Here is a 10536-nt window from a genome sequence, read left to right on the forward strand (position 1 = left end):
GCTACAGTGTGAAAATGTGGTCCTTCGAGGAGTCTTACTGTGCCTGGTTTGAAGATTACGCTTTTGCAACAACCGCTGGTGTGGATGGATGGTCCCGCCAACCTGCGCCATTTCGATCGTCAGCTGGAAGGGATAGTCGGGCGCGACATTATTATCCTGCCAGAGATGTTCACCACCGGCTTCGCCATGGAGGCGGCAAAGAAGTCGATGCCGCAGGACGATGTCGTCGCCTGGATGCAGACCAAAGCGCAGCAAACCCAGGCGTTAGTCGCGGGTAGCGCAGCGCTGCAGACCGAGCGCGGGCCGGTAAACCGATTTCTGCTGGTTGAGCCAGAGGGCAAGGTGCATTTCTACGACAAACGCCACCTGTTCCGCATGGCCGACGAGCATCAGCACTATGAAGCGGGCAACGAAAGGCTGGTGTTTGAGTGGCGCGGCTGGCGCATTCTGCCGCTGGTCTGCTATGACCTGCGCTTCCCGGTGTGGTCGCGTAACCGCAACGATTACGACCTTGCGCTGTATGTCGCTAACTGGCCAGCACCGCGATCGCTGCACTGGCAGGCGCTGCTGACGGCGCGCGCCATTGAGAACCAGGCGTATGTCGCAGGCTGCAATCGGGTAGGCACCGATGGCAATGGTCATCACTATCGTGGTGACAGCCGGGTAATTAACCCGCAGGGCGAGATTATTGCCACCGCTGAGCCACATCATGCCACACGCATTGACGCAGAGCTGTCGCTGACGGCGCTTAGAGAGTATCGGGAGAAGTTTCCTGCCTGGCAGGATGCAGATCCGTTTAGCATCGGGTAATGACATAACGGGCAGCGCATGCGTCTGCCCGATTTCATGACGTGCTGAAACGACAAAGGCCTGAGTCATTTCTGACTCAGGCCTTTTGAATAGTGGCGGAACGGACGGGACTCGAACCCGCGACCCCCTGCGTGACAGGCAGGTATTCTAACCGACTGAACTACCGCTCCACTGTGTTCCGTTGGGAACGAGGCAGATATTACGGTTTGCCTCCGATCCCGTCAATGCTTTTTCTCTGCTTTTGAATCACTTGCTGCAAAATTGCGCCATACGCTTATTTTGTCAGCACTTCAGCCGCATTTATCCGCGCCAGAGGCAGCTTCCGCCCTTCTTTTGCACCAGATCCAGGCGAGATTCATGCGCCATGAGCTCTTCATCGCTGGCTAAAATAACGCGTAAGGCATTTGCCTGACGGACAATGCGTTGGATCCCGCCTTCATTAAGCTGCTGCTGCGCGTCGCTGTCAGAACTAAACGACAGCGCGGTCTGACCGCCGGTCATCAGCAGGTAGACATCTGCCAGGATCTGGGAATCGAGCAGTGCCCCGTGCAGCGTTCGCTTGCTGTTATCTATTTCATAGCGCGAGCATAACGCATCCAGACTATTACGCTTGCCGGGGAACATCTTCCTCGCCATCGCCAGGCTGTCCGTCACCTTACAGAAGGTGTCGGTCTTTGGCAGGCCACGGTTGAGCTTGTTAAACTCGTAGTCCATAAAGCCGATATCGAACGAGGCGTTATGGATGACAAGCTCGGCACCTTTGATGTACTCGATGAATTCATCGGCGACGTCAGCAAAGGTGGGTTTATCCAGTAAGAATTCATCTGCGATGCCGTGAACGCCAAAGGCTTCCGGGTCCACCAGCCGATCCGGTTTCAGGTAAACGTGAAAGTTATTCCCCGTCAGACGGCGGTTGATAACCTCGACGGCACCGATCTCGATGATTTTATGCCCTTCATAATGGGCACCGATCTGATTCATACCGGTGGTTTCGGTATCGAGGACGATGATCCTGTCAGCGCTAAGTGTGTCTGCAATGCTCATTCTGTAGGCCTGTTCTTTTCAACGGCGATATTGTAAACAACCTGGCCGGGCCTTCAAGGGCTAATTCGCCGCGCCTCTATTTTGCTGTGCTGAGGACGGCCATTTATGTCAGACTTGCCGTTTTCATTACAGGATGTCTGCCAGGATGCGTAAACAGGTAGAAATTTACACCGACGGTTCTTGCCTCGGCAATCCGGGCCCCGGGGGTTACGGTGCGATCATACGGTATCGCGAACATGAAAAAACCTTCAATGAAGGCTATCACCTGACCACCAATAACCGCATGGAGTTAATGGCGGCGATTGTGGCGCTCGAGGCCCTGAAAGAGCACTGTGATGTGGTGCTGAGCACGGACAGCCAGTATGTGCGCCAGGGGATCACCCAGTGGATCCATAACTGGAAAAAGCGCGGCTGGAAAACGGCCGATAAAAAACCGGTTAAGAATGTTGATCTCTGGCAGCGCCTGGATGCGGCGCTCAGCGAGCATAAGATCCAGTGGGAGTGGGTAAAAGGCCATGCCGGTCACCCTGAAAACGAACGTTGCGACGAGCTGGCGCGCGCGGCGGCCATGAATCCACAGCATGAAGATGTAGGCTATAAGCCGGAAGCCTGATCAGGGCTTACGATACTGGCGCGTGGCGCCCACGGCGGCACGCAGCTGCGTCCTGGATTTACTTTGCTTCATTGGGTTGAGCGTAAGAGGGACCGTTCGCTTGCGCGCCACGATCACCTGCATGCAGCCCAGTGCCGGAAAATGGGTGCTGAGCATCTTCCCGCCCTGCCGCGTCCACGGCAAGACCTGAAAACCACTCTGGTGCATCACCTCAAAGTTGAGCAGCGAGAGCCAGTCCAGCTGACGCATCAGAGTGAACATGCGGCTGTTGTAAGGCGGCGTGCGGCGCAGCACCGGCACCAGCTTGCGCATACCCATCAAACTCATCGGATTAAAGCTGCTGATCACCAGCCATCCGTCATCAATCAGCACCCGGTCGGCCTCGCGTAATAAACGATGCGGATCCTCGCACCACGGCAATGAATGCGCCAGCAGGCAAGCATCAACGGATTTTTCAGCAAACGGCAGATGCAGCGGATCGGCTTTGACCTGCACCGGTTCTCCCCCTAGCGAGACATTGACCTGATGTGAAATCGCGCAGCTTTCCGAGTTGATTTCCGCGCTCAGATTGCCAATCTTAAGCAGGTGAAAACCATACATTTTCGCAAACCAGGGCTTAAGCTGCTGCTCAAGCGCTTCGCGATAGTATTCGCCCCAGGGCAATTCCGCCCAGTGTTCCGGTGCGATAACAATCTGAGGTATCCTTGCCGGTTTCATCAAACACTCGCCACGCTATGAGAGGTAATGTATGAATCTTATCAGTATTCCTGCTTTTCAGGACAATTACATCTGGGTTTTAACCAATGATGAAGGTCGTTGCATTATTGTCGACCCGGGCGAGGCTGAACCGGTATTAAACGCCATTGAAGACAACCAGTGGCAGCCGGAGGCGATTCTGCTGACTCACCACCATCGCGATCACGTCGGTGGCGTAGCGGCACTGCGGGCGAAATTTCCGCATCTGGGGGTTTACGGACCGGCAGAGACACAAGATAAAGGGGTAACGCGCGTAGTTGAAGATGGCGAAAAGATCGTCATTCTTATGTTGGAATTTTCTGTAATTGCCACACCGGGTCACACTTCCGGACATATTTCGTTCTTCAGTTTTCCTTATCTTTTCTGTGGCGATACGATGTTCTCTGGCGGCTGTGGTCGGTTGTTCGAAGGCACGCCAACCCAGATGTACCAGTCCTTCCAGAAAATAAATGCGCTTCCTGACGATACTTTGATTTGTTGCGCGCATGAATACACTTTAGCAAATATGAAGTTTGCGAGGCACATCCTGCCAGAGGATCGCGCAATTGAGGATTATTACCTTAAAGTGAAGGAGTTACGTGCAAAACAACAAAACACACTCCCCGTAACTCTGAAAAATGAGCGTAAAACAAATTTATTTTTAAGAACCAATGATATTGATTTAATTAATAAAATTAACGAAGAAACAAATATGCAACAACCTGAGGACCGTTTTGCGTGGTTAAGGGCAAAGAAAGACGTGTTCTGACAATTGCGGGTTGCCTTTTGAAAAATTCGTCGTTATCATCGCTCGTCTTTTAAGCAACTATTGACACACACATGAAGGCAAAAGCGATATTACTCGCCTCTGTCCTGCTTGTGGGTTGCCAGGCGTCTCAAAACGCCGGCAACGTACAACAGCACGCACAGAGCCTTTCTGCAGCTGGTCAAGGGGAAGCAGGGAAGTTTACAAGTCAATCGCGATGGGCAGACGATGGGACGTCTTTCGCACAGGATCAAGACTTGTGGGCCTCTATTGGCGACGAGCTAAAGATGGGAATTCCGGATAACAACCGGATTCGCGAACAGAAACAGAAGTATTTAAGCAATAAGAGCTATCTCCACGATGTAACTTTACGGGCAGAGCCGTATATGTACTGGATAGCAGGGCAAGTTAAGAAACGTAACATGCCTATGGAACTGGTACTACTACCCATAGTGGAGAGCGCTTTTGACCCGCACGCAACGTCTGGTGCCAATGCCGCAGGGCTTTGGCAGATCATACCGAGCACTGGGCGAAATTATGGATTGAAACAGACCCGCAGCTATGATGCGCGTCGTGATGTGGTCGCTTCGACGACTGCCGCTCTCGACATGATGCAACGTCTGAACAAGATGTTCGACGGTGACTGGCTGCTTACTGTCGCTGCGTATAACAGCGGCGAGGGTCGTGTACTGAAGGCAATGAAAGCGAATAAAGCACGGGGCAAGCCCACCGACTTTTGGTCGCTTCCACTGCCACGGGAAACTAAGCTGTACGTACCGAAGATGCTGGCTTTGAGTGATATTCTCAAGAACAGCAAACAGTACGGCGTGAAGCTGCCGACTGCGGATGAAAGTCGTGCGCTGGCGAGAGTGCGTCTTAACAATCCTGTTGAACTGAAACAGATTGCGGATATGGCGGGCATCTCGGTCACCAAACTGAAGGCCTTTAATGCAGGTGTTAAAGGCTCTACGCTTGGTGCCAACGGGCCGAAGTATGTCCTGGTGCCACAGAAACACGCTGAACAGCTACGCGTATCGCTGGCTTCGGGTGAAATTGCTGCGGTTCAGTCTACGCTGATCGCCGATAATTCACCGGTTAACAGCCGTAGCTATCAGGTACGTTCAGGCGATACGCTTTCAGGCATCGCATCACGTCTTGGCGTGAGCACGAAGGATTTGCAGCAGTGGAATAATCTGCGCGGCTCTTCACTGAAAGTGGGTCAGGACCTGACGGTTGGCGCGGGTACAAGCGCGCAGCGTCTCGCCAGCAACAACGATAGTATTACCTATCGTGTGCGTAAAGGTGATTCGCTCTCCAGTATTGCGAAGCGTCACGGTGTGAACATCAAAGATGTGATGCGCTGGAACAGCGATACTGACAACCTGCAGCCTGGCGATCGGATCACGCTGTTTGTGAAGAACAACGCGACGCCGGATTCCTGATTTCAGAGACCGATATCAAAAAGGCACCGATTCCCCCGGTGCCTTTTTTGTTTATCCTGCTTTCTGGGCTTCTGCCAGGATCGTATCGCTGGTGAATGAGCCCTCTTCCTGCAGCTCAAAATAGGCTTTTACCTCGGCGGAGGCACTCTCCTGATACAGACGAATCCCCTGGCTCAACGCTTCAGGCGTGCGCATGCGCGCAATCCACGATGAAAACTCAAGGGTCAATCTGTCGGTCTGCAGCGATCGCGTAATCAACCCGGCATCGGTGAACATCGATAACCACTCGCCGCTGGAATAGTTGCGCACATGCGACGTATCGCGCAGCGCTTCGACCGTTTGTAACCACACATCACGAACCGGATGACCCGGCGACATGATATCCATAATAATCACCGTCCCACCCGGTTTCAGCACCCGCTTAACTTCACGCAGCGCCTGGCCGACGTCATGCCAGTGGTGAGCGGAGTAACGACTGATGACGACATCAAACGATTGATCGTCAAAGGGTAAGGATTCTGCATACCCCTGCCGGGTTGCAACATTTTCCAGCCCTTTCTCTTTGGCGGCCTCTGCCACAACCTCCAGCATCTGACTGGATAAATCGTATGCCGTTACCTGAGCGACCTGCTGCGCCGCCACAAAGCTGGCATGACCAGCACCACAGCCTAAGTCGAGCACACAAGCATTGGGAAAATCGGCCAGCCTTTCTGCCAGACGAACCAGATCGCGCCCGGATGCATGAACCGTGCTGGTGAGATAGGCCTTTGCCTGAGAGCCAAACTGTTTTTCGACGTTATCGTGATGGGACTGTGTTGTCATCTTGCTGTCCTTCGGTTTGTTGGAAAATAAAGGGCAGCACCTGCGCAGGCCTGCCCCATGGCAGACCTGACCGACCTTTATTTCTCAGGTTTGCCGGGACTGAATTCGACGAGTAGCGGATTGTGATCGGACGCGCGGGTGACCAGCACTGAGGCTTCAGTAACGTTCAGACCACGATAGAAGACAAAATCGAGAGGACGGCCAAACGCCTTTCGACGCTGGTCATCGGTAAAACGGACTTCGCGCAGCGACATCTCACGTGCAAAGCGATAAAGCGCATTCATGCGTGAACGGCTCCAGGCATTGAAATCTCCGGCCATCACTACCGGACCACTGTGATGGGCGATCTGATCGCCAATAGGGAGCAATTGCTTACTGTAAACATCCACACCAAGGCTGAAATTGACCGCGTGAATATTCACCACCATCAACAGACGGGTATCCGGCAGCGGGTAGACGGTGACCAGCGCAGATTTAGCCAGCCGCAGGATCGGTTCACGTTCCCGCAGCGGGCAACAATAAACCGGATGGGCGGCAGAGAGGGTCATCACCCCCGACGGGTGCTGAGGCAGAACAAATGCCGGAACCTGGTCTGCGGCAAGATAGTTAGTGGTCGCAAACCTTACCAGTTCCGGCGTGGTTTGTGCTTCCTGCAACAACACGAGATGCGCATCCTTGCCGAAATTCTGCAGGACAGACAGCCATTCTGCGCGCTGCTGCTTAAAAATATTCCAGACCAGAACCCGTATTTTTGCATCACTACTTAACGGGGCCCCGGCGGGTAATGCCTGCCCGATGCTCGCAAACGACCCCGGAGGTAAGATTCTCTCCGCAGGCTGTCCGGCAATATAGCGCATAGCATAGGTATTTTTTCGCACTGTTTGAAACGACCTCTATCACCAAAACCCGTCCAGGAAATGGAACGGGTTCTATTGTTATAGGGTTTTCAGCTCACACTTTCAACGCAATTACCGAGAATCCGCTTTTCGGTTGTGTAAGCAAGTGCTTACTGCGAACTTATCCGAGCGCAACGCGAGCCGGTTTATCCAGGCGACCACTCAAACCAATCAGCAAAAATGCCGCGAGAACGATAACCGCACCAATCCACGGCGTTTGCGACAGGCCAAAGTGTTCTACCGTCTGGCCGCCAATAATAGACCCCAGCGCGATACCGACGTTAAACGCGGCAATATTCAATCCGGAAGCCACATCCACAGCGTTTGGCGTATACAATTCTGCTTTTTGCACCACGTAAACCTGTAACCCCGGCACGTTACCGAAGGCAAAAATCCCCATCACCAGTACCGTGGCCAGCGCGGCATACTGCATGGATGCAGTGAACTGGAAGACCAGCAGCAGAACAACCAGCGCAGCAAAAATGATCTTCAGTGCTGGAACTGCGCCATGTTTATCGGCCAGCTTACCGCCCCAGACGTTACCTATCGCCACCGACACGCCGTATCCCAGCAGGATCCAGCTTACCGCGCTCGGAGAGAACCCGGCCAGCTCCTGCATCATCGGCGCCAGAAAAGTAAAGGCGGTGAACACGCCGCCGTAACCCAGCGCAGTGATGGCATAGATCATCAGCAGGCGTGGATGCGTCAGTACTTTCAGTTGGTCGCGCAAGGTCGCTGCCGCACGTCCCGGAATATTAGACGGGATCAGTACCAGGCTGCTTATTAACGCGATCACCCCAAGCAGAGAGACGGCAAGGAAGGTTTCACGCCAGCCAAAATGCTGCCCGATAAAGGTACCCAGCGGGACGCCGGTGACCAGCGCGACGGTTAACCCACCAAACATAATGGCAATGGCCGAGGCCGCCTTATCCTTTGGCACCAGGCTTGTCGCGATTGTCGAGCCGATGGAGAAGAAGACGCCGTGAGCCAGCCCAGTTAACAGGCGGGCAACGATCAGCGTCGAATAATCAGGCGCCTGCCAGGCAAGAATATTGCCGGCAGTGAAGAGGACCATCAATCCCATCAACAGCTGTTTACGCGGCAGACGACCGGTCATTGCGGTGAGTACCGGCGCTCCGATAGCCACCCCGAGAGCATAAATAGAAACCAGCAGACCCGCAGAAGGTAGCGAGATAGCAAGCTGGTCGGCGATGGTCGGTACCAGACCGACAATAACAAATTCGGTAGTGCCGATTGCAAAAGCACTGATGGTCAGGGCAAGGAGTGCCAGAGGCATATAAAACTCCGTATAAACAGGATTAAGATGACACGCAGTATGCGCCAGTGTTTAAATAACAAAAATGCTCAAAGTATCAATACAATTTTGCGGATTAAGCAACAATGAAAGCAACCTCTGAAGAACTGGCGATCTTTGTCGCCGTCGTTGAAAGCGGCAGCTTTAGTCGGGCCGCAGAGCAGCTGGGACAGGCCAACTCGGCGGTGAGCCGGTCGGTCAAAAAGCTGGAGATGAAGTTGGGGGTCAGCCTGCTTAACCGGACCACGCGTCAGCTTAGCCTGACCGAAGAAGGTGAGCGGTATTTTCGTCGGGTTCAGTCTATTTTGCAGGAGATGGCTGCCGCTGAAACAGAAATTATGGAGACACGCAGTACGCCACGGGGATTATTGCGAATTGATGCAGCCACGCCCGTCGTACTGCATTTCCTGATGCCGCTGATTAAGCCTTTCCGCGAACGTTACCCGGAAATGACGCTTTCACTGGTCTCATCTGAGACGTTTATCAACCTGATTGAGCGCAAAGTGGATGTGGCGATCCGCGCCGGTACGCTGACCGATTCAAGCCTGCGGGCCCGCCCGCTGTTCGCCAGCTATCGGAAAATTATCGCGTCTCCGGCGTACATAGCCCGTTTTGGGCAGCCAAAGACGATTGAGGAGTTAAAAGAGCATCTGTGTCTGGGTTTTACAGAGCCGGTGTCACTGAATATCTGGCCCCTCGCCTGCCATGATGGGCAGCTGCATGAAGTGACCAGCGGTCTTTCTTCGAACAGTGGAGAGACGCTAAAGCAGCTGTGTCTGGCCGGGAACGGCATCGCCTGCCTGTCGGATTATATGATTAATAAGGAAATTGCGCGGGGCGAACTGGTAGAGCTGATGGCGGATAAACGGCTGCCGGTCGAGATGCCCTTTAGCGCGGTCTATTACAGCGACAGAGCGGTGAGTACCCGGATCCGGGCGTTTATCGACTTTCTGAGTGAGCATGTAAAACAGCTCCCGAAGGAGCTGTAAGAGGGTTAAGCGTACAGAGGGAGGGTTAAATTAATCCCACTTCGGTGCCAGGCCTTCCGGGCTCACCAGGCGATCGTTGCAATCGAGAGCGGCGATCGCTTTTTTATCCTCCTGATCCAGCTGTAGATCTTGTGCCAGCAGGTTGCTTGCCAGATTTTCCGGTTTGGTTGAAGAGGGGATCACGGCATACCCTTCTCCCATCGCCCAGGCCAGAATAACCTGTGCAGCGGTTGCGCTATGTTTTGCCGCAATACGCAGAATAGTTTCGTCTTTCAGTGCCTTACCGTACGCCAGCGTCATATATGAGGTGATGTGGATGCCGTGCTGCTGGGCCCATTCCACCACCTGACGGTTCTGCAGATAAGGTGAAAGCTCGATCTGATTCGTCGCGATATTTTCTGCGCCCACCGAAGCAATAGCCTTTTCCATCAATGGGATAGTGAAGTTTGAGATCCCAATTTCACGGGTCAGACCCTGCTTTTTCGCTGCCAGCAACGCTGACATGAACTCTTCTACCTCAACCGCATCATCTGGCGATGGCCAGTGGATCAAGGTGAGATCAACGTAATCGGTACGCAGTTTTTTCAGGCTCTCTATCAGGCTGGGAACTAATTTCTCTTTGCTCAGGTTCTCAATCCAGATTTTGGTGGTAATAAATAGCGCATCGCGCGGGACGCCGCTCTCTGCGATTGCCTGACCGACGGCAGCTTCGTTATCGTAGATCTGCGCCGTATCAATTGTACGGTAACCCAGTTCGAGTGCATTTTTAACGGATGCGATAACAACCTCGTCTTTCAGGCGGAAAGTGCCGAGACCGAATGCAGGGATAGTCATTGAATTCCTCTTTTCTTTGTCGTGTTTGTTAACTAAGAGGATTATCTATGCTGTGGTTATGTGAAAAAAGAGGCGATTAAGCAGAGGATTTTTGCGTTTATAGCAATAATTGAACGACAGGCAAGAAAAAAGCCCTGAGCGTTAGCTCAGGGCTTTCAATAAGTGGCGGAACGGACGGGACTCGAACCCGCGACCCCCTGCGTGACAGGCAGGTATTCTAACCGACTGAACTACCGCTCCACCGAAGACTTCTGTAACCACCGGTTTATT

The 10536-nt window shown here is 53.3% G+C and carries 10 protein-coding genes, 2 tRNA genes and 1 pseudogene; 5 read left to right on the plus strand and 8 right to left on the minus strand.

Going from position 1 to position 10536, the window contains the following annotated elements; all coding sequences use genetic code 11:
• Nucleotides 1–39: 39 nt before the first annotated feature.
• Complete coding sequence (locus ACRDD5_RS08895; protein ID WP_438676536.1) at nucleotides 40–810, plus strand: amidohydrolase; 771 nt, start codon at nucleotides 40–42, stop codon at nucleotides 808–810.
• Between the two features lie 93 nt (nucleotides 811–903).
• Here ACRDD5_RS08895 and ACRDD5_RS08900 read toward each other — a convergent pair.
• Both ACRDD5_RS08900 and dnaQ read right to left on the minus strand, forming a co-directional pair.
• Nucleotides 904–980: transfer RNA gene (locus tag ACRDD5_RS08900), tRNA-Asp, on the minus strand.
• A gap of 130 nt (nucleotides 981–1110) precedes the next feature.
• Nucleotides 1111–1854: a DNA polymerase III subunit epsilon gene (dnaQ, locus tag ACRDD5_RS08905; protein ID WP_438676537.1), complete on the minus strand. Its 744-nt coding sequence runs from the start codon at nucleotides 1852–1854 to the stop codon at nucleotides 1111–1113.
• A 145-nt stretch (nucleotides 1855–1999) separates the two neighbouring features.
• On the opposite strand from dnaQ, the gene rnhA reads away from it, so the two are divergent.
• Entirely contained in the window at nucleotides 2000–2467 is a 468-nt protein-coding gene (gene rnhA, locus ACRDD5_RS08910; RefSeq protein WP_438676538.1) for a ribonuclease HI, read from the plus strand.
• Here the strand turns inward: rnhA and ACRDD5_RS08915 are convergent, their stop codons facing one another.
• Nucleotides 2468–3184, minus strand: a complete 717-nt coding sequence (locus tag ACRDD5_RS08915; RefSeq protein WP_271280773.1) for a class I SAM-dependent methyltransferase — start codon at nucleotides 3182–3184, stop codon at nucleotides 2468–2470.
• Nucleotides 3185–3215: 31 nt separating this feature from the next.
• Between ACRDD5_RS08915 and gloB the strand changes: the two genes are divergently transcribed.
• Both gloB and mltD read left to right on the plus strand, forming a co-directional pair.
• Nucleotides 3216–3971 (plus strand): hydroxyacylglutathione hydrolase, encoded by a 756-nt coding sequence (gene gloB, locus ACRDD5_RS08920; RefSeq protein WP_438676539.1) that lies wholly within the window; start codon nucleotides 3216–3218, stop codon nucleotides 3969–3971.
• A gap of 71 nt (nucleotides 3972–4042) precedes the next feature.
• Complete coding sequence (mltD, locus tag ACRDD5_RS08925; RefSeq protein ID WP_438676540.1) at nucleotides 4043–5410, plus strand: murein transglycosylase D; 1368 nt, start codon at nucleotides 4043–4045, stop codon at nucleotides 5408–5410.
• A gap of 51 nt (nucleotides 5411–5461) precedes the next feature.
• Here the strand turns inward: mltD and ACRDD5_RS08930 are convergent, their stop codons facing one another.
• The 3 genes from ACRDD5_RS08930 to ACRDD5_RS08940 form a co-directional block, all read right to left on the minus strand.
• Nucleotides 5462–6232 (minus strand): class I SAM-dependent methyltransferase, encoded by a 771-nt coding sequence (locus ACRDD5_RS08930; RefSeq protein ID WP_438676541.1) that lies wholly within the window; start codon nucleotides 6230–6232, stop codon nucleotides 5462–5464.
• A gap of 77 nt (nucleotides 6233–6309) precedes the next feature.
• A complete protein-coding gene (locus ACRDD5_RS08935; RefSeq protein WP_271280769.1) occupies nucleotides 6310–7110 on the minus strand; it encodes an endonuclease/exonuclease/phosphatase family protein in 801 nt (266 codons plus the stop codon).
• A gap of 139 nt (nucleotides 7111–7249) precedes the next feature.
• Nucleotides 7250–8425 carry an MFS transporter gene (locus ACRDD5_RS08940; protein WP_438676542.1) on the minus strand — a complete coding sequence of 392 codons (1176 nt, stop codon included), beginning with the start codon at nucleotides 8423–8425 and terminating at the stop codon, nucleotides 7250–7252.
• A gap of 104 nt (nucleotides 8426–8529) precedes the next feature.
• Here ACRDD5_RS08940 and yafC point away from each other — a divergent pair.
• Nucleotides 8530–9461: pseudogene (gene yafC / locus ACRDD5_RS08945) on the plus strand (DNA-binding transcriptional regulator YafC).
• A gap of 1 nt (nucleotide 9462) precedes the next feature.
• On the opposite strand, the gene dkgB reads toward yafC, so the two are convergent.
• Nucleotides 9463–10266, minus strand: a complete 804-nt coding sequence (gene dkgB / locus ACRDD5_RS08950) for a 2,5-didehydrogluconate reductase DkgB (protein ID WP_438676543.1) — start codon at nucleotides 10264–10266, stop codon at nucleotides 9463–9465.
• A gap of 163 nt (nucleotides 10267–10429) precedes the next feature.
• Nucleotides 10430–10506: transfer RNA gene (locus tag ACRDD5_RS08955), tRNA-Asp, on the minus strand.
• Nucleotides 10507–10536 lie beyond the last annotated feature (30 nt).

Origin of the sequence: Silvania sp., assembly GCF_051656365.1 — a bacterium.
Lineage (GTDB): Bacteria > Pseudomonadota > Gammaproteobacteria > Enterobacterales > Enterobacteriaceae > Enterobacter > Enterobacter hatchlandensis.